Origin of the sequence: Streptomyces sp. NPDC002588, assembly GCF_040295925.1 — a bacterium.
Taxonomy (GTDB): domain Bacteria; phylum Actinomycetota; class Actinomycetes; order Streptomycetales; family Streptomycetaceae; genus Streptomyces.
Map to the genome: position 1 here is coordinate 99,915 of NZ_JBEOWF010000015.1, position 17,678 is coordinate 117,592.

General features: G+C 66.7%; 17 protein-coding genes and 2 pseudogenes. 6 read left to right on the forward strand and 13 right to left on the reverse strand.

Features of this window, described 5'->3' with window-relative positions:
- Positions 1-73 precede the first annotated feature (73 nt).
- Positions 74-304 (reverse strand): annotated as a pseudogene (locus ABT057_RS19095) (ATP-grasp domain-containing protein); the annotation flags it as partial.
- Between the two features lie 96 nt (positions 305-400).
- Here ABT057_RS19095 and ABT057_RS19100 point away from each other — a divergent pair.
- Together ABT057_RS19100 and ABT057_RS49210 are read left to right on the forward strand one after the other, a co-directional pair.
- Positions 401-526: a hypothetical protein gene (locus ABT057_RS19100; protein ID WP_352344234.1), complete on the forward strand. Its 126-nt coding sequence runs from the start codon at positions 401-403 to the stop codon at positions 524-526.
- Between the two features lie 50 nt (positions 527-576).
- Positions 577-858, forward strand: a pseudogene (locus ABT057_RS49210) (IS630 family transposase); the annotation flags it as partial.
- A 238-nt stretch (positions 859-1,096) separates the two neighbouring features.
- On the opposite strand, the gene hisG reads toward ABT057_RS49210, so the two are convergent.
- The 5 genes from hisG to ABT057_RS19125 form a co-directional block, all read right to left on the reverse strand.
- A complete protein-coding gene (hisG, locus tag ABT057_RS19105) occupies positions 1,097-1,768 on the reverse strand; it encodes an ATP phosphoribosyltransferase (protein WP_352344235.1) in 672 nt (223 codons plus the stop codon).
- A 36-nt stretch (positions 1,769-1,804) separates the two neighbouring features.
- Positions 1,805-2,899 (reverse strand): DUF1152 domain-containing protein, encoded by a 1,095-nt coding sequence (locus tag ABT057_RS19110; protein ID WP_352344236.1) that lies wholly within the window; start codon positions 2,897-2,899, stop codon positions 1,805-1,807.
- A gap of 128 nt (positions 2,900-3,027) precedes the next feature.
- Positions 3,028-3,183, reverse strand: a complete 156-nt coding sequence (locus tag ABT057_RS19115; protein WP_352344237.1) for a hypothetical protein — start codon at positions 3,181-3,183, stop codon at positions 3,028-3,030.
- A gap of 166 nt (positions 3,184-3,349) precedes the next feature.
- Positions 3,350-3,898, reverse strand: a complete 549-nt coding sequence (locus tag ABT057_RS19120; protein WP_352344238.1) for a hypothetical protein — start codon at positions 3,896-3,898, stop codon at positions 3,350-3,352.
- Positions 3,899-4,025: 127 nt separating this feature from the next.
- Entirely contained in the window at positions 4,026-4,535 is a 510-nt protein-coding gene (locus ABT057_RS19125) for a GNAT family N-acetyltransferase (protein WP_352344239.1), read from the reverse strand.
- Positions 4,536-4,838: 303 nt separating this feature from the next.
- On the opposite strand from ABT057_RS19125, the gene ABT057_RS19130 reads away from it, so the two are divergent.
- Genes ABT057_RS19130 through pyk form a run of 3 tightly spaced genes read left to right on the forward strand, consistent with a single transcriptional unit; the run spans position 4,839 to position 7,680 of the window.
- Positions 4,839-5,879 carry a radical SAM protein gene (locus ABT057_RS19130; protein WP_352344240.1) on the forward strand — a complete coding sequence of 347 codons (1,041 nt, stop codon included), beginning with the start codon at positions 4,839-4,841 and terminating at the stop codon, positions 5,877-5,879.
- Positions 5,876-6,580 carry a nucleoside/nucleotide kinase family protein gene (locus ABT057_RS19135; protein ID WP_352344241.1) on the forward strand — a complete coding sequence of 235 codons (705 nt, stop codon included), beginning with the start codon at positions 5,876-5,878 and terminating at the stop codon, positions 6,578-6,580. The genes ABT057_RS19130 and ABT057_RS19135 overlap by 4 nt, the downstream gene beginning before the upstream one ends.
- Complete coding sequence (pyk, locus tag ABT057_RS19140; protein WP_352344242.1) at positions 6,565-7,680, forward strand: pyruvate kinase; 1,116 nt, start codon at positions 6,565-6,567, stop codon at positions 7,678-7,680. The genes ABT057_RS19135 and pyk overlap by 16 nt, the downstream gene beginning before the upstream one ends.
- Here pyk and ABT057_RS19145 read toward each other — a convergent pair.
- The 4 genes from ABT057_RS19145 to ABT057_RS19160 all read right to left on the reverse strand — a co-directional run bounded on the left by ABT057_RS19145 (position 7,667) and on the right by ABT057_RS19160 (position 13,216).
- Positions 7,667-9,187 carry a helix-turn-helix domain-containing protein gene (locus ABT057_RS19145; protein WP_352344243.1) on the reverse strand — a complete coding sequence of 507 codons (1,521 nt, stop codon included), beginning with the start codon at positions 9,185-9,187 and terminating at the stop codon, positions 7,667-7,669. The two genes, pyk and ABT057_RS19145, sit on opposite strands and share 14 nt — an antisense overlap.
- A gap of 19 nt (positions 9,188-9,206) precedes the next feature.
- On the reverse strand, positions 9,207-9,350 hold the full coding sequence (locus ABT057_RS19150; protein WP_352344244.1) for a hypothetical protein: 144 nt from the start codon (positions 9,348-9,350) through the stop codon (positions 9,207-9,209).
- On the reverse strand, positions 9,347-9,748 hold the full coding sequence (locus ABT057_RS19155; RefSeq protein WP_352344245.1) for a nuclear transport factor 2 family protein: 402 nt from the start codon (positions 9,746-9,748) through the stop codon (positions 9,347-9,349). Before ABT057_RS19155 ends, ABT057_RS19150 begins: the two co-directional genes overlap by 4 nt.
- A 567-nt stretch (positions 9,749-10,315) precedes the next feature.
- Positions 10,316-13,216, reverse strand: coding sequence for an AfsR/SARP family transcriptional regulator (locus ABT057_RS19160; protein ID WP_352344246.1), 2,901 nt, complete (start codon positions 13,214-13,216; stop codon positions 10,316-10,318).
- A 759-nt stretch (positions 13,217-13,975) separates the two neighbouring features.
- Between ABT057_RS19160 and ABT057_RS19165 the strand changes: the two genes are divergently transcribed.
- Positions 13,976-14,314: a hypothetical protein gene (locus ABT057_RS19165; protein ID WP_352344247.1), complete on the forward strand. Its 339-nt coding sequence runs from the start codon at positions 13,976-13,978 to the stop codon at positions 14,312-14,314.
- 252 nt (positions 14,315-14,566) lie between these two features.
- On the opposite strand, the gene ABT057_RS19170 is transcribed toward ABT057_RS19165, so the two are convergent.
- The 3 genes from ABT057_RS19170 to ABT057_RS19180 are packed head-to-tail and all read right to left on the reverse strand — an operon-like array spanning position 14,567 to position 17,540.
- The gene (locus ABT057_RS19170; RefSeq protein ID WP_352344248.1) at positions 14,567-15,820 is read right to left on the reverse strand and encodes an ATP-grasp domain-containing protein; all 1,254 of its coding nucleotides are present in this window, start codon (positions 15,818-15,820) and stop codon (positions 14,567-14,569) included.
- Positions 15,817-17,298 (reverse strand): AMP-binding protein, encoded by a 1,482-nt coding sequence (locus ABT057_RS19175; RefSeq protein ID WP_352344249.1) that lies wholly within the window; start codon positions 17,296-17,298, stop codon positions 15,817-15,819. The genes ABT057_RS19170 and ABT057_RS19175 overlap by 4 nt, the downstream gene beginning before the upstream one ends.
- Positions 17,295-17,540, reverse strand: a complete 246-nt coding sequence (locus ABT057_RS19180; RefSeq protein WP_352344250.1) for an acyl carrier protein — start codon at positions 17,538-17,540, stop codon at positions 17,295-17,297. Before ABT057_RS19180 ends, ABT057_RS19175 begins: the two co-directional genes overlap by 4 nt.
- Positions 17,541-17,678 lie beyond the last annotated feature (138 nt).

Consider the following 17,678-nt stretch of genomic DNA (forward strand, 5'->3'; position numbering starts at 1 on the left):
AGCTCTGCGAGGCGCTCGGCCGTGCGTTCGCGCCGGTCTGGAGAAGGACTTCCCATACTTGCGCGTGGACTTGAACCCTGGCTTCGCCTGCCGCCCGCTGGAGCGGTTCGAAGGCGCGCAGCACGATGCCGCCCGTCAGCGTGTCCTCCTGGAGTTCGACGAAGCGGGAGACCACGCGGTGAACGGCGGTGGTGTCGGAGAGGTCGGGCAGGTAGCAGGCCTGGTCCCAGTCGTGCTTGCGGGACTTGACGAAGTCCTTGACGATCCCGGGCCCGGCCGGAAGTGTCGCGGCTGCGGCAGCCAGTACTGCGGCCGCTGGGGGCTGACGCGGGGCGCAGGCTGTCCATGACGGCTACCTCACCGAGGAGACCAGGTCCGCACCGGCACCCTGCCCCGCGCCGTGGCTTCCCTGCGCGACCTCGCCATCAGCGTCTTCCGCAAGGACGGCCAGACCAACATCGCCGCCGCCCTCCGCCGCACCGGCCGCGACTGTCTCCGGCCCCTACAGGCCCTCGGCCTCACGTGACGAACCCGGACCGATCCCGATCACGCGATGACCCTGCTTCGGGGCCCCTCAGGGCCGCCGGAATGCGCGACAGTGCGGCGCAACACAACTGGCTCGCTGTCATTCAACTGCCCTCAGAAGCATCGGACTTGAACCCGGTCGAGGGCGTCTGGTCTCCGTTACGGCGTGGCCCACCGGCCAACACCGTCTTCACCGACGATGAACACCTCGAACGCACCCTCCGCCGGGGCCGGCGCCACATCCGACTCCGCCCCGACCTGATCGACGGCCGCCTTGCAGGCACCGGACTCACACTCACGCACCAGCGGACAACAATCCCAAGGGCTCGGTAACCCACGCGACCGCCCTGTTCGCCCACGACCCGAAAGACCTCGGAGACCCCGCATCGGACGGCCACCCGGAGATCACCGCTGCCCGCAACCAGAAAAAGCACCCGGAACCCGCCCGACACCGTGATCAGAATTCACGCAAATGGGCGATCAATGCTCCCCCTTTGACGATGCTTGAAGGCATGGGATTCAGATTCTGCCGACGAATCCGACAGTCGGCCGTGACCCAAAGGCGTCAGCATCAAGCGATGGTATATATATTGGTCAGGACTTCCAGTGCATGGGCGATGTTCTTTCGCTCGGACTGCCAGCCCGGGCGGGTGAAAACCCGGCCGGACGTGGCGAACAGGGTGTCAAGCAACACCAGGCCATTGGCGTGCGCAGTTTGGCCGGTCATGTAGGCATCCACTGCGACGTCGACCAAGCCTGAACGAACGTACAGTTCGGCCGCACCACTGATCGGCAAAAGTCGGCAGTCCGGCATTCCCGACTGACTGAAAAACTGGGTGGTAATACCGGGGTACTGCGTGGCCACATGCAGTTCTGGACGCTGCCGCCAGTCCCCTAGGGTCGTTTTCCCGACGATGCCGATCACGCATCGCTGGAAACCGGTGTCGAAGATTTCCTCCAGTTCTACGTTGGCCTCGAAAACGTAGTCGTAACCGGTGAGGATGACATCCACCAACCCACTGCCGGCCAGGTGCGGGAGATCGGTGGACCGCGCGCACACCACAACGAACTCGTCGGACTCGTACCACAGCCCACGATCGCCCCCGGCCAGCCCGATGGTTCGGCCCATCAAGCCAACCACCTCGTCCAGCAGCCGCCCGGCATTGGGAATACCGATGATCACCCGGCGTTCCCGCCCAAGGGTGCCGGCACCAGCCAGTTCCCGCCATTTCATCTGCTGCATGGGTTACCACCTACAGATCTAGTCGGAGTTCGCTATTCACAGGGCGCAGAGGGACAGCATGGGATTGATGAAATGCTGTGTGTACCGGTCAGCGAGCCAGCTCACGAGGTCCTGGTGTTCTCGCCGGCTGGTCAACGCGAGTTTGCGGTAGATCCGCCGGACACCAACGTGGTCGGCATCGGGGTGAACGTCGCCCAGGAGGTCAGTGAGGCGGTGTTCTTCCCATGGCCGCTTCTGCGGTGCCATCGACCGCCGGCGCAGCTTGGCGACTTCCAGACCGTACTCTGACACGCAGCCCAGATCACGGAGGATACGGTCCACCGTCGGGAAGTCGGTCGTGTTGCGCACCGCGTCGGCCAGGCGGTTGAAATGGGCCACGGTGGACACGGCCATACTGACCGGGCAGGCCGCATCGGCCCCGAGCACCACGGGTTCCCGGCCGCTGGTGATATCTACTTTGCCGGTGACGCCCTGCGCGGCGAGCAGCATCAGTAGGCTGGCCTCGCTGGGAAACCAGGCCAGTTGACGGTAGACGTCGGCGGCGACAGATCTGGAAATCACTGTGCCTGTCCTCCACTTCAGTGCCGAACCCGATGCCGTGAGTTCGCGCGGCGTGAGTTCACCGTCGAGACCTGCACCCAGCACCGTCACGGTGCCCTGAGTGCCGCAGTCCACAGCCGCCGCAAGCAACATTGCGTCGAGTGCGGGGCTGACCAGGCCGGGCTCGTCACCTCGGGCGACGATGTCGCCACCGGCGTCGACCAGTTCAAGGTGGTCGGCACCCGTGTGATGAACGATGCCGCGCAGTTGCGTTGCCAAGCCCCGTACGCCGGTGGTCACGTCGAGTAGGTAGAGCTCGATGCCGGTCCGTCTGACCAACTCGGGCAATGGCGACCAACCGCCGGGCAGCCGGGTACGGCTCACGATGCGTGCACCGCCGGGCGTCCAGTCCAGGTGATCGATGTCAGCCGCGCCACGAGGTCCAGGACGCGGATCGAAGATGGCCCGTTCCCACAGCGGTGCGGCGAACACTGGTGCCCGGTAGCCGCGCGACCTGGCCAGAGCCACCGCGGAGACGACGTCACCGGATCCGCCGGAGGCGACCAACAGCGCTCGGGGCCTGGTCGGCATGCCGCTGGCCCGTGCCACGTGCACAGCGGCGCCGGAGCCAACTTGAGGCTCTCCTCCGCCACCATCTTGTCGCCCCGCCCGGTCGCAGTCACGGCCGGCGACAGGTTCTTGCGCCGGTCGATCTCGCGTCACGCCGACGCATCCATCGGTTCGGCGGCATTGTGCTGTGGCCGAACGCGGGGGGCGAAGCCTTCGCACAGATCGATGTCCGGCGGTCCGAACAGCAGGTCATTTGTTGTCACAGGCACGGTGCCGTCCGTGTCCGCTGCAGTGTCGGTGCTCACCCGATCACCTTCACTCGATGATCTGGCCTGGGCTAGCCGTTGTCCGTTGTCTCTTCGAAGGTCACGTTCCACTTTGATCGTGGACAGACGCTGTGGCAGTGGTCAACGGCGTGGTGCGCGACAGTCGGCACCTCGCGCGGACCATGCGAACGGCCGTGCGAGACGCTCATGATCGTGACGGCAACGCGCGGCGGGAGCCGGCCCGGACCACCAGCTTGCCTTCACCGACCGGGTGATCGCCTGAGGGGGTGGCAAGTGACGTACTGCCCGTTTGGCTCTGGGAGCTGGGGCTGTCGGGCTGGTGGTGGCCTCTCCGGGTGGCTACGGCCGCGGCCGGGTGGACAACCCCTGCTCCTTGCTCGATCAGGATCCCGAGTTCAACCAGCCGCTCGAGCTTCAGCCGGACGTTGTCGACGTTGCCGGACGCGATCTCCAGATCCATCGCCTCGCAGACCGCCCGTCCCCGCAGCGGGGCGTCGGCCGCGGCGAACACCGCCATGTCTGCCGGTAGGCCCGGATGGTCCGGCAGCCTCGTGGCCGGCGGCGTCGGCGGGGACGGATCAGGCATCGCCGGCAGGGTCCTGCGGGTGATGCGGACCTCCTCGGCGAGCCCGGCGAACTCCTCCAATTGCGCGATGAGTTCCGCGCTGCGTCCCCGCACGGCCTCGGCCTGTCCGGCGATCTCGCGCTCTTGCTCCTCCAGGTGCGCCGGCACCGCGGCTCTGGCAGAGGATCGCGTTCACGATCTCCCGCATCGCGCACTTCCCCTGATGCCCGCTGACCGACGAAACGCTACATCCCGCACTCTGAAAGCCGGCGTGCACGGCCAGGGGCTCAATTCCTCACGTCGGCACGTCCGTCCGCAGCAGGGAGTAGACCTTGAGATCGGTGCGATCGTCGAACAGGATGCCTCCCGACCGTGCCGTTCCTTCATAGCTGAAGCCGCACCGCTCCGCCACGCGTTGCGAGGCGATGTTTCCCGTCGCCGCGACCAACACCACCCGCACGATATGAGTGGTCATCAACGCCCACTGGGACAGCGTGCGGCAGGCTGCGGTCGCGATGCCGCGGCCGCGTGCGTGTGGGCTCGTCCAGTAGCCGATCTCGGTCTGGCCGAGTCGCCAGTCGGTATGTTTGAGGCAGATGTCCCCGAGAAACGTGTCCCGCTCATCCACGATCGCCAAATGCAGTCCGTCTCCGGTACGGCGTCGCTGTTCGGCCTCCCTGACGCACCAATCCAGCGCCATGGCCTCGGTGTAGGGCCGCGGGACGGGCAGCCAGCGGCGGACATCTGCGTCGTTCATCCCGGACACGCGGGCCGGTGCGTCCGAGGCCCGGTAGGCGCGCAACATGCCCGGTTCTGTGTCCAGCGGTAGTCCGTCCGTCGGCAGCGCGAACTGGCACGTGTGTTCATCGCTTCTGGTATCCAAGTTTTCTCGCATAGTGCGAACCATCCTTGCCCACTTCCGGCGTATTCGTCGTCTGCACACGTATGTCGCCCGTTGCCGAAACTCCCGGCCGGAAAGACAACGGACAACATCTCGCCCACGGCGCCGCAGCAACCGCAGAATTGTTGCTGCCACCTGCCGGCCCTGTGATGTGCGCTGACCATTTCCAGGCCGAGTCCTCGGCTACGGCATCCAAAGAGAGACGAGATGAACTCCAAGCAGGCAGAACTCAAGCCAGACCCGACTCTTCGTTACGTGCGTGCATCGGTCGCCGACCGGTGCAACCTCAGCTGTGTGTATTGCCCCAAGCAGACAGGGATGGAGAACTTCGTCCCGGAACGCTTCAGCAACCACCGACTGTCGACGGAGGACTACTGCAGGACCCTGGAGCACATCGCTGCCGCAGGTTTCAACGCGATCTCCTTCACTGGCGGCGAACCAACGCTGAACAGGGACCTGCCGATCATTGCCGAGCACGCTCGCGGAATTTTCCAGCGGGTGGAGATGACCACCAACGGGCGATTCCTACCGCGCCAACTGGACAGGCTCGCACCGCACCTCGACGTAATGAAGGTGTCTCTGGACAGCACGGACCCTGACCTGTCCCACCAGATCATGCGCGGACGCCGGGTCGACTTCGACCGGGCACGCACCGCGGTCCGATCAGCACTGGAGGCGGGGGTGAACGTCGGGGTCAATGTGGTGGCCATGCGCCGGAATCTCGACGAGATCGAGAAGGTCATCGACTTCACGCGCCAGATGCGCCGGGAGACCGGCGGGACGATCTACGTGAGCGTGCTGGACCTCTACTTCAGCGAAGAGACACGCCAGTTCTGGCTGGACGAGTTCGTGCCGCTCGACGACATCGTCGCCGCCTTCGAGCAGCGCTACGGCTCCGGGGACTGGCAGCAGCGCCGTGGTACCGAGTTCGGGTGGTTCACCACCGAAGAGGTGCAGGTGCGGTTCAAGAGCAGCTACGCCAGCACTTACCGGTCGGCGCGCTGCGACACCTGTCCGGTGTACTGCCAGGAGGGCATGTACGCGTTGAAGCTGTCCGTCGAGGGCTGGGTGACACTCTGCCCGAGCAACGCCGAGGAGATGGGCACGCTCCTGCCCGCCGGTATCAGCCCGGAGGAGGCACAGTCGCGGCTGAGCCCGCTGATGGCTGAGCTGAGATCGACACGGCAGGTCAGAGACTCCTTCGAGCAGATGTTGACACGGCGCAAGCTGGAGCTGGCAGGGCAGTGATCCAGCAGCGTGAGATCAGCCTGGTGAGTGGGCCTCCTGGCGCCGGGAAGACCACGGCGGTGCTGGCGCTCAGCCGCGAATACCCGAACATCACGCGATTCGGGGTGCGCGACTACGCCTATCGGCTCGCTTCGGTAGGCCTGCCGCTGGGCTTGCAGTTGAAGACCGCGATTGACCGCAACCAGGTGCCGATTGACTTGGTCGTCGCCGAGTTCGCCCACTTCCTCGACCACCTGCCGCCCGGTTGCACAACGGTGATCGCCGACGGCTATCCGCGCGTCGGCGATGAATGCCCGGACTGGCACGAGGTCGTTCGGCAGCGACAGCTACGCATCCGGGCCGTGACGCTGCTGTCCGTATCGTCGGCGACGGCGTTACGCCGCGCCCACGGGCGGCGCATCTGCACGGCCTGCGGTCTGCCCGCGTCCGGCTCGTCCGATCGCTGCGGTCTGTGCGGACACCCCACCGTGCCCCGGCAGGACGACACCTTGCATCAGCTGGAAGCCCGCATCGATCACTACCGGTCCGGCTGGCGCGAACTCACCCGTTACTTCCAGAACATCTGCCCGATCGAGGAGATCGACGCGGACGCCCCGGCCTCAGTCGTGCGCGCGCGGCTCCGGGCCGCATTGCTCCCTGACAACCACCCGTGCGGCGTCGCGACCGCCGACTCCAGGAGTGCCTCATGTACGGACGGCTGACCATCCCGAGCCCGAACCCGGCACACCTGCCACGGCGCACGGCAATCATCGCCACGATGGGCGCGAACAGCGCGAACCGGGACTGGATCAGAGACATGATCGCCGGCGGCGTCGACATGTTCCGTTTCAGCATGGTCAGCGGCAGCCACGAACTGCACGCCACGGCAGTCGGCCTGGTCCGCGAACTAGCCGCCGAACACGGCCGCGCGGTGCGGCTCATGGCAGACCTGCAAGGGCGCAAGAACCGCATCGCCGGTCTGCCGGGTGCGAAGGCGGTCTGGGCTGACGGAGACCATGTGGTGCTCACCCACGGTGAGGGCGACGCCGGGAACCTCGGGGATCATGCTGTGCGGTCGCGGTTGCCATGGCGGGCCGATCTGGTACGCCCGGGTACTGCAGTGCTCCTCGATGACGGGCTCATCGAGCTGTCGGTCCTCCGGTCGAGCCCTGGTGAGCTACGGTGCGTCGTGGTCAGCGGCGGGGCCGTGTGGAACGGCCAGGGCCTGACCATCCAGGGTGCGACCGACATCCCGAACGGATTGAACGACCGCGACATCGACGACCTGCGGTTCGCGGCGAGCCTGGGAGTGGACGCGATCGCCCTGTCGTTCGCCAACTCGGCCCAGGACGGCAACGACCTGCGTGCGCTGACCCCCGACGCGATACTGATCGGCAAGATGGAACATCCCGCCGGGCTGGCTGCGCTCGGCGACCTTGCCCATGCGTTCGATGGCCTCATGGTCGCCCGCGGCGACTTGGGGCTGGAAATCCCTTACGAGGACGTTCCGTTCGCGCAGGACGAGATCGTGACCGCGTGCGTCAAGAGCGACGCCCTGTCCATAGTGGCCACCCAGTTTCTGCACTCGATGCGCCAAAACATCCGGCCCACCCGCGCGGAGGTGACCGACATCGCCAACGCCGTGCTCCGCGGCACGGACGCGCTGCTGTTGTCCGGAGAGACCGGCTTCGGCCAGCACCCCCTGCGGGCCGTCGAGGTGATGCGCCGGGTCATCGAGCGCGCTGAGCGCGAAACCGATGCGCTGGATGCCCGGTTCACCACCCGGATGTCGGCGACCGCGGGCGGGATCACATCGCCGTGACACGCCAGGGGTCGTCCGGGCCCCATGGTTGCCTCGTAAGTGCGGCCCCGCGCGCTACGACTGTGTGGGCTCGGCCTCTGGTCTGTTCGAAGACCGAGCCTGCAGTACCCTCCCACGAGTCCAGGCGAAGGGGCTGGCCGTCTTCCTCCGCGGAAGTCCCCGCCCGCGCTGACGGCGCCTTCGCGATCGACGGTGTTTCCCAATCGGTGGCGAAGTAGTGCCCGCTGTCCGGTTCGACGTGGTTGACCAGGTCGGCGGCCGCGAACGTGCACAGCAACGGCGACCAGCGGTAACCGCCGTGGATCAGCGGTATCAGTACGTTTGCGTCAGCCAGGGCAAGCAGCAGGTCGCCCGCGGCGTCCGGAGTGATACCGAGCAGGCCGGCGGCCACAGCGGCGTCCACCCGGCCCGGCGCCCTCAAGCCCAGAACCCGCACCGCCCGGGCCAGCGAGCGGGGCAGTGCGCGGTAGAAGCGCCAGAACACGTCGCGCACCGAGAGGGAGGCATCGCCGAAGACCGCCAGCGCGTCCAGGCGTGAGTGCTCGTTCTCCAGGCGTTGCACAAGAGCTGGTACGTCGGCTTCCCGGGCGCACCTCAGATGGTGCACGACGGCTATGAGAGCGAGCGGCAGACACTCACAGAGTTGCGCCAGCCGGGTGGCCAGCCTCGGCGTCATCATGACGGTGTGGTTCGCCACGGCCGAACGGAGAAACTCCACGGCATCGCCCATCCGCAGACCCGCCAGCGGCAGGGCGGGCACTCCCTCACGGACGGCCAAACCGGACAGCAGGCGCCGACTTGTCATGAGCAGTGTAGATTCCCCTACCAATCCGGGCATCAGCGGGCGAACCTGACCGGTTGAGGCAACGTTGTCGAGCACGACCAACACCTGACGCGAAGCCAACAGGTTGCGGTACGCCCCAGCACGTTCGCTCAAACCAGCGGGGATGGCATCACGGGTCAGACCGAGCGCAAGGAGAAAGCCCTCCAAGATGGTGGCCGACTCCGCCTCCTCGTCGCTGAAGCCTCCGAGGTCGGCGTAGAGGACACCGTCGTCGAACCGGTGGCCGACCCGGGAGGCCCAGTGCAGGGCCAACGCGGTCTTACCCACACCTGGCGCACCGGTGATGAGCAGAGAACGAGGCGCCGAACCGTGCCCGGGCCGATCAGCGAGCAACAAGTCGAGCAGCGCGATGTCGTCCTGGCGACCGACGAACGAAGCCGTCGGAACCGGTAGTTGCGCCAGCCGCAACTGCCCGCCGGCCAGCCCCGGCCGACGCGTGTCGTCAGGCAGGGCACGAGCCAGGGTGCCACCGGTGTTCAGGACCTGGTCGCAGGAGGCGGCCAGCGCACGCGAAGGCCGCTTCCCACCGGTCTCCACTCGGCTCAGATGGCCCTTGGTGTAGTTGACTCTCTTCGCCAGTTCACCCAGTGACATGCTCTTGGCAGTGCGCAGCGTCCGCAATAATTTACCGAATTCAGGCAAGCCTTCCTCGACCGCAATCATGGTGCCAGGACCTTTCGAGTCACCAGAGCTTTCTCGCAGAGCCGGTTGGCTGAGGTGTTGGGGCATGCGCCTTCTCTCCATGGGAAACGGTGACCAGTTCATGATCGGAAATCACGATGGTGCCTAACTCGATCTGGTCGGGGTCGGGAACCATGTGGCTCATCGGTGTATCCCTCTTCCATGGGTGCTGGTGCTGCTTTCGTTGACGGCCAGGTAGCGACGCTGGCGTAAAATCAGCGCGTCGCGGGACAGGGTGAAAACATCGGCGAATTCCACAGTGGCCTCCGGCTGCCGGGTGCAGGCGGTGCCCACAACGACGACGCGGTGCCTGTCCGCAATGATGTCGTGGATGTGATGCCGGTTCTGTCGTGGAACCAGTTGCTTGGCGCGGTCCAGCACCTGCGCCCGGCCGCTGCCGTGGAGGAAGCCTGCGGCGTCGATCTCCACGTCGGTGTCGAGGAGTGAGTCGTATCCATCGACGTCGCCGATATCCGCGTAGTGGTAGGCGAGGCGGATGTGGTCGACCCCAAGTGCGGTCAGGATCTCCGAGTATGGGATCACTGACCGACTCCCGCCTGTGCCCGCAGGCCCCTGCGGGGATCCTCTTGTGCGGCACCCCTGAACTCAAGGCCGGCCAACCGGCCCATATCATGTCCGCGGCATAACATTTCAAGGTCCACCGCTGCTGTCGCGGGAGCCCCGGCGCTGCGCTGTGGTTCGGGTTCCAGGACGCCGAAAGAGGCGGACGCGATCGTATCCCGGGTTACTGCGGTCATCGGATTACTCCTTGAAGGCTGTCTCCACAAAGGGGCGCGCCGAGGTAACGGGAACCAGTATCCGGAATCCCCTTATCGGCCCGGCATTCTCAGTGCATCCACGGCTTGACGGGGCCACGATAAGACAGAGATAACGTGGACATGGAGCCGCGATGGCCGCCTGGAGCACACTCATTTCAGCCTCGATCCACCGCTTAATGATCGGCCTGTGGACGGAGAAATAGGAAGAGGCGCACGCTGACCTGCGACGCTGTTCGCCGCGTTCGACGACCCGGACCTGATCGCGCATGGCGGGCTGGTCCCGACGATCCGGCTGGTCGCTCTGGTGAGGGCTGGCACCGTCCAGCCGACATCATCGGCCCGTCAGGACGGCAGCGATTTCGGCCCGCACGGCAGCGGCGCCATTGTGGTCCAGGGTTCGCTCCCGAACCCTGGCTGATTGCGAATAGTAATGGACGGCCTGTTCCATGCGACGCAGATGGACATTGACCATGCCGAGGTCGTGCAGCACATACCCCTCCCCGACCAGGTCACCGTTCTCCCTGACCATGACGAGAACCTCGAGCAAGGTCCGTTGCGCCGCCTCGTACTGCCCTTGGTACACCAGCATCTGGCCCAGTCGCCTCAGTACGGGGGCTTGGCCTAGGTCAAAGCCGGTCGACCGGCAGATCCCGAGGGCCTCGTCGAGATACGAACGGGCTCGCGCGAAGTCTGCTCGCAGCATCGTGATATGTGCCATCTCACGAAGCACGTACGCCCGGCCGATGACGTCCTGCGCCCGCACGAAGTTGCGCTCGGCGCTCTTGTAGAGGGCCAGTGCCCGATCGTCGTCACCACTGCGCCGCTCGACGCGCGCCAGGTCACGCTGGCACAGCGCTTGACCGCTCGCTTCCCCGACCCGGTCGAAGATCTCCAGGGCGGTATTGAGGTAAGGGACCGCTGCCTCGTGCTCGCCCCGGTGCAGGTACAGGGTTCCCAGCGAGCCGAGAATCGCCCCCTGGCCGCGTTCGTTGCCCGCTTCCTGGACGGCGGTCAGTGCTACCCGATGCGTCCGCTCCCAGAGGTCTGGGTTGCCCCTGACCACGAACAGCGTCGCCAGGGTAGTGGCCAGCTCCCAGCACAACTCGTCCAGCCCGGACCGGGCCGCCAGCTCGATCGCGTTCGACAGGCTGGTCTGCTCCCGCTCCAGCCACCCGAGCGGGTCCCGGAGGTAGCGTCGGACCCGAGCCTCCGGAGGATGCCATCGTTCGGCCCGGCCCGGCACGATCGTGAACGCGCCACCGTAGATCTCCTTGTGTGCCCGCTCCGCGAGCGCCATCCAGCCGCCGACCATACGTCGCACCGCTCCGGCGCTTTCCGACTCGGGAATCTCCATGGTCAGCCGCTCGTGCGCAAACGTCCGCACGATCTGCGACAGTCCGTACCGGAACTCGCCGTCCCGGTCCATGGCGGTGATGTCGAGCAAGCGCATGTCGATGAGCGGTTCCAGCAGGTCAGCGGGGTGCCGCGTGCGGTCGTCCAGCAGGGCGGCACCCAGCCAACTCGGAATCACCGTCCCCTCGGCCAGGCTGAGCAGGGACAACAAACGACGGTCGGCCGCAGCCAGACCGTCGTAGCTGAGCGAAAGACTTGCCCGGATCGAAAGCACGCCGTGTGCCAGTTCGTCCAACCGGCGGTGCTCGTCCTCGAGCCGATGCCACATGGAGGTCAGTGACCAGTGCGGGCGCGCAGCGAGGCGCGCGCCGATGATACGCAGCGCGAGCGGCAGCCCGCCCACCAAACGTATGAGGACTCGCGCCGCCTCCGTCTCGGCCTCGACCCGATGCTCCCCGATGATCCGTCCAAGGAACCGGACCGCCTGTTCCGGGCCCAGGGGCTCCAAGTCGAACCGGCGCGTTCCCGGCAACGCCGTGAGTTGACCGCGGCTGGTGACCAGCACGGCGCTGTTGCCGGTTCCGGGCAGCAGTGGCACCACCTGCGACTCGCTCACCGCGTCATCCAGCAACACCAGGATCTGGCGATCCGCCAGCAGGCTGCGGTAGATCTCCGCGCGCTCGTCAAGCGAATCGGGGATGGCCTGGCCCGGTATGCCCAACGCCCGGAGGAACCGGCCCAACGCCTGCGCTGGGTCGACGGGTAGTCCGGCCGGCCCCCGTAGATTGCAGTAAAGTTGTCCGTCCGGGAAGTACTCGGTTGCAAGACGGTGCGCCACATGCGTGGCCAGCGTGGTCTTGCCGACACCGGGCCTGCCAAGGACCAGGACCACGCTCAGCAGCCCCTTTTCCTGTCCATCGGTGACGGCATCGCAGACCGCCGAGACGATCGTGTCGTCAACGACGAGATCGCCGACGTCTGCGGGCAGTTGCCGGGGGATGACGACCCGTTCAAGATCGGGACCAGGGTCTTGCGCCGCCTCGGAGAGTTGTGCCGCCGCAATGAAATGTGGCTCGGCCGGTTCGGCCAGTGCGAGGTCGGGGTCGTGGGTCAGGATCGCTTGTGCCAGATCGCGCAGCTCCCTGCCCGGGTCCAGGCCCAGTTCCTCGGTGAGCAACGCGCGGCCTTGATGGTAGGCGTCCAACGCCTCCGCCTGCCGGCCCGAGCGATACAACGCCACCATGAGATGCCCCCGCAGCCGCTCACGCAGCGGATGGTTGGCGACAAGCTGCTGCAGCTTGCCGACCAGGTGGTCGTGGCGGCCCAGTTCCAGCTCCAGCCGCATACAGCTCTCCACCGCTTCCAGCCGCTTCTCGTCCAACTGGGCTGCCGCGCCGGCCAGGATTTCGCTGGGCACGCCGGCCAGGCACCGGCCCCGCCACAGGCCTGCCGCCGCGCTGAGCGTGTCCACTGCGCGGACCTTCAGGCCGGCCCGAGCCAGGTCATGTGCCTCTGTCGCCAGGCGACGGAAGTGGCCGATATCGGTGGTGTCCTCCGGTGCCCGCAGGATGTACCCGTGGGCGCGGGTCTCGATGGTGGCGTCGGCTCCCCCGTCCGACAGCGCCTTGCGGAGCCGGGAGATGCAGATCTGCACCTGAGTGCGTGCGGTCTTCGGCGGATCGTGCGCCCAGATGACATCCACCAGGTAGGTCGTCTCCACCACCCGGTTCAGTTGCAGCACCAGCGCCCCGAGGACGGCCTCTTGCCGCCCCGGTGCCACGTTTATCGGCCCCAGCTTGCCGCTCACCTCTAGTGGCCCGAGCACCCGGAAGGCAGTCGTCGCTACGCCGCTGTCGTAGTGGCCCGCCGAGTCTGCCATACACAACCTGCCTCTGTACTGGCTAGGCCTTGCGGTCGGTTGCAGAATTCTCCTGAATTCATGTCGACCTGGCTACTCAGCCGCAACTGTTGACCGTCGCACCTGCCCTGGTTACGCACGCGTTGGTGGCACGTGCCACGGAAGGCTGCATGACTGGTCACAGGCGCCATAACTGTGTTGCGCGGCAGGCTAGTTGACGCCCGGCTGGTGTGTCGAGCCAAACCCATCCCCGACTGCGCGAGGAGGGCACACCACCGCGCTGACGGGACAACGGCCGGTGCACCTCCTCTCCTCCCGGACTGCGCGAAGAGGGCACACCACGCTGACAGGACGACGGCCGGTGCACCTCCTCTCCTCCTGGCGCAACGTGTCGCCGTCGTCAGACCGGCCGGTGGCCGAGCCGTCTGGTGGCCGGCTGCGGGAGAGCGGGCGGAGCTGGAGCGGCTGCGGGCCGAGGCGAGGGAGAAGGACAAGCGCATCCGCGAGCTGGAGATGGAGCGCGATGCGTACAGGCGATTCGTGGCCTTGTGGGTGAAGTAGCTGAGGTGGACCCGGCCGTGACGGTCGGGGCGATCAGCAGCTGCAAAGCCGAGGAGTGCATCCGCATCGCGTCGCCTGCCGGGCTCTGGGGGTGTCGGAGTCGTGGTTCTACAAGTGGCGCGACCGGCCGCCGACCGAGCGGGAGATGCACCGGCAGCACCTGACGGAGGAGACCGAGGAGATCTTCAGCTGCCCGGAGGTACCTACGGCTCGCCGAAAGTGTTCATCGAGCTGGTGCGCCGGGGCCGGCGGGTGTCGGTGAACGCCGTCGCAAAGCCGATGGCCGAGCCCGGGCCGGCCGGCCGGAAGGCCGAGCGCCGTCAGTCGCTGACCAGGCCGGGCAGGCGGCCGGCCGCCCCGGACTCCGTCCACCGGGACTTCACCGCCGAGGCGCCGGACCTCGTCCGGGCAGGCGACATGCCCGAGATCGACGCCGTCGAGGGCAGGCTCTACCTGGCAACGGTGATCGATCTGTTCTCCGAATGCTGCTCCCGGAAGTTCAAGCGAGCCTGCCGCGAGCTGGGCGTCGTGCAGTCGACGGGCAGAGTCGGATCCTGATTCGACAACGCGGTCAGCGAGGCGTGCAACAGCGAGCTGAAGGTCGAGTACGCCCACCCGGCCGCATGGATCGTCTCCACGCTGCGAGGGGATTGGCACAGGGGATGACGGAGGAACGAGCACGGCAACCTTGCGGATCCTGAAGCGTCGAGAACTTCATGATCTACAAGCGCAGTGCTCACCTCGTGTCCGGCACCCCTCCGAGCCCTGCATGGTCAAACCGAGCGCACGGGACTCTCCCCGGGGCCCTGGTCAGGATGCAGCCACGATGCGCATGCGGGCCGCGTAGGTTCGCAGGCGAGCGTAGTCGCGGTCCACATGCGCCTGGTCCTGATGGGCCAGTAGTGCCCAACCGAGGCGCAGAGAGGAAAGGAGATCAGAGGTCGCCTCTATCCGGGTGCCGTTGCGGACGTTGATGTGCAGTCCGCGGCAGGTCGGGAGGGAGCGGATCGACTCGAAGGCTTCAGTATCGGTGACGATGCCGTTGTCCTTGGCGATGAACATGGCCACCTTCACCGCGCGGCGCAGGGTGAACCCATCGGGATGGTCCCGTTCGCCCTGCAGTTGTCTCACGAGCAGCCGAACCGCGCTGTTTCCGGTGGCGAGTTCGGCGGCGGCGGGCATGCCGCTGCCGGCGATCCGTGAGTTGACCTCCACCAAGCGGGGGCCTTGCGCTGTCAGTATCACTTCGGTGTGTGCAGGTCCGAACCTGAATCCGAGTGCGTCCAGGGCCCGTCGTACATACGCGATCAGCTCCGGGACATGGGGCGCGTCCATCGCCAGGAAATCCACGTCCTGGTAGACCGCGAAGCTGTCACCGTTGCTCACTTTGGTGTAGCGGCATACGTCGGTGACGACGTGGCGGCCCTCGGCGGTGAAGGTGTTCACCACGTACTCGGGGCCGGTCAGGCGCCGTTGGACGAGGACCTCCTCGTTGAGTACGCCGATGGCATTGGTCCTGCCGAGCAATGCCTCGACAGCGGACCGCCAGCCCCGACCGCCGGGGGCCAGGGTCACGCCGTCGCTGGACACGCTGGTCGCTGGTTTGATCACCAGGTCATGTCCGGTGATGTCACTGCGCTGCACGAAGTCGGCGGCCTGGTTCGGTTCGCGGACGCAGACGGTGGGGGTGACCGGCAGACCTGCGGCAGCGACGGCGGCCACCATGTGGCCTTTGTGGTAACGGCAGTGGGCGAGCGAGGGGAGGTGGGCGGTCGCCGGTACCAGTTCTGCTGCGAGGCGGTCGGCGAGCCGGACTCCGCTCTCCGAGCCGGGGATCACGGCGGTGACACCCAGTGGAGCCAGTTGCCTCACAAGGGAGTCCGGGTTGCCGTCCTCCAGCATGTGCCGCTCGAAGTCGTCCGGGCGGAAGCTGGAGGTGAACTGTTCGGCAGGGAAGGGGATGGAACGCACGGCGACGGGTGAGAAACCCGCCCTGCGCAGTGCTGGCGCGTAGAGGACTCCGGAGGAGTACGGATCGACGATGACGACGGTGCGCTTCGTCATACGCTCGGCCTGCCCGGGGTCGGTGCCGACTCCGCTTCGAAGGCAGCGAGGAGCGCCTGTCGGTCGATCTTGCCGTTCGGGGAGAGCGGTACACGGGGCAGGGAGACGACTCGGTCCGGTGACTGCGGTCCGAGTACTCGCAGCAAGGCCTTGCGGACGTCCGACACCGACACTCCCGCTCGGACTTCGACGAACAGCACTATGGTGCTGCCCGTGGCCGGTGTGGTCTGCACACAGCCAGCCAGTCGCACGCCAGGATGCCGATTAGCCTCATCTTCGATGCCGCCGAGGTCGACGAACACTCCGCGCCGCTTGACTCGCGCGTCGGAGCGTCCCTTGATGACCAGGTGACCGTCGTCGTCCACCGTTCCGAGGTCCTGGCTGTGGAAGACGGTCGTTCCCTCTGTTCGCGTCAGAGCGGCCTGGTCTTCCGGTGACGCGGTGCCGTCCAGATAGCCGTAGGAACCGTGGGGGGTCTCGATGCCCACGCGGAAGACGCCGCCTGCGGGTTCGAGGGTCTGGAGGCGTGCTCCGGGCAGCGGTTTGCCGACGGGTTGCAGGCCGGGGTGGCGGTCGCGGGGTACGTGGTACCAGAATTTGGCCAGGGTCGTCTCTGATGGCCCGTAGAGGTTGCCGACTTCCGTGTGCGGGGCCGCGCCGCGCCAGGCGTCGACGTGGTAGGCATGCAGTGGTTCGCCGGCGAACAGCGTCCACCGAAGCCGGTCCATGCGGACATCGGGTGCCGCGGCCGTCCAGCGTGCTGCCAGGCTGGGGACCGCGTGTACGACGGTGATCTCCTGCTCCTTCAGCCAGGGAAGGACAGCGCGCTGATCGGTGCGGGTGATGGCGTCCGCGGTGACGAGTTGCGCGCCCGAAGTGAGGCCGACGAACAGTTCGCGGAAGACGACCTCGAACGTTGGCGGACTGATCATCGCGACGCGGTCGGCGGGGTGGACGGCGAGGGTCGAGGTCTCCCAGTCGACGAAGTGCAACACACCGCGCTCCTGGGAGACGATCCCCTTGGGAGGCCCCTGCGTTCCCGAGGTGAAGCCCAGGTAGCCCGCGTCGACGGGCAGCAGCTTCGGATCAGCGGCCTCCTCGGTGATGTCGGGGGCGTCGCATACGACCATGGAAAGGGCCGGGCGGGCTGCGCCCATGACTGCCGCGCGGCGGCTTGCAGGAGAATGCGGGTCGATCAGCATCGGCACCAGTCCGGCGGCGCGGACGGCCAGGAAAGCGGAGGCCAGGAAGGTGGGGTCCACCACCCGCAGTGCCACCACGGCCCCCGGAGGGGGCCCATGGCCGCGCAGCAATTCGTTCCAGGCGTCGGTCCTGTCGATCAGATCGCGGTAGCTGAGGGAGGTCCGCGGCCCGCTGATCGCGACGTTGCGGCCGTGCTCGGCCGCGACCTGTCGCACCCGGCTCATCAGGACGGAAGCCGTTGCCGAGTGCTTCGTCGGGAGCATACCGGCGCTCACGCGAGGTGTCCCGTCGGGTTGAGCAGCGCCGTGTGGATCTCACGCAGGTCTTCGGATGCGTAGATGGTGAAGACATCCACGCCCGTGCCGAAGCGTTCTTCGAGCAGGAGTGACAGGTGAGCAGCGGTCAGCGAGTCACCGCCGGCGTCGAAGAAGTTGCTGTCCGCGGTGATTTCCCGGTGTCCGACGATCTCTGTGACGAGTTCGACGACCTGGTCGAGGTCGGGAACCGTGTGGCTCATCGCCCTATTCCTCTCCATGAGTACTGGTGCTGTTGTCGGTCGGGTAGCGACGCCGGCGCAGGACGAGCGCGTCGCGGGACAGGGTGAAGACATCGGTGAATTCCACTGCGGTGGCCAGGGGCCGCGTGTGTGCGGTGC

What these genes read in the sequence shown, in the direction of transcription:
- ABT057_RS19170 (WP_352344248.1), bottom strand. Translation starts at nt 15,820, where the DNA reads ATGACGAAGCGCACCGTCGTCATCGTCGATCCGTACTCCTCCGGAGTC.
- ABT057_RS19150 (WP_352344244.1), bottom strand. Translation starts at nt 9,350, where the DNA reads ATGAGCCACATGGTTCCCGACCCCGACCAGATCGAGTTAGGCACCATC.
- ABT057_RS19160 (WP_352344246.1), bottom strand. Translation starts at nt 13,216, where the DNA reads ATGGCAGACTCGGCGGGCCACTACGACAGCGGCGTAGCGACGACTGCC.
- ABT057_RS19125 (WP_352344239.1), bottom strand. Translation starts at nt 4,535, where the DNA reads ATGTTGCGCGCCTACCGGGCCTCGGACGCACCGGCCCGCGTGTCCGGG.
- ABT057_RS19145 (WP_352344243.1), bottom strand. Translation starts at nt 9,187, where the DNA reads ATGATTGCGGTCGAGGAAGGCTTGCCTGAATTCGGTAAATTATTGCGG.
- pyk (WP_352344242.1), top strand. Translation starts at nt 6,565, where the DNA reads ATGTACGGACGGCTGACCATCCCGAGCCCGAACCCGGCACACCTGCCA.
- ABT057_RS19110 (WP_352344236.1), bottom strand. Translation starts at nt 2,899, where the DNA reads ATGCCGACCAGGCCCCGAGCGCTGTTGGTCGCCTCCGGCGGATCCGGT.
- hisG (WP_352344235.1), bottom strand. Translation starts at nt 1,768, where the DNA reads ATGCAGCAGATGAAATGGCGGGAACTGGCTGGTGCCGGCACCCTTGGG.
- ABT057_RS19180 (WP_352344250.1), bottom strand. Translation starts at nt 17,540, where the DNA reads ATGAGCCACACGGTTCCCGACCTCGACCAGGTCGTCGAACTCGTCACA.
- ABT057_RS19130 (WP_352344240.1), top strand. Translation starts at nt 4,839, where the DNA reads ATGAACTCCAAGCAGGCAGAACTCAAGCCAGACCCGACTCTTCGTTAC.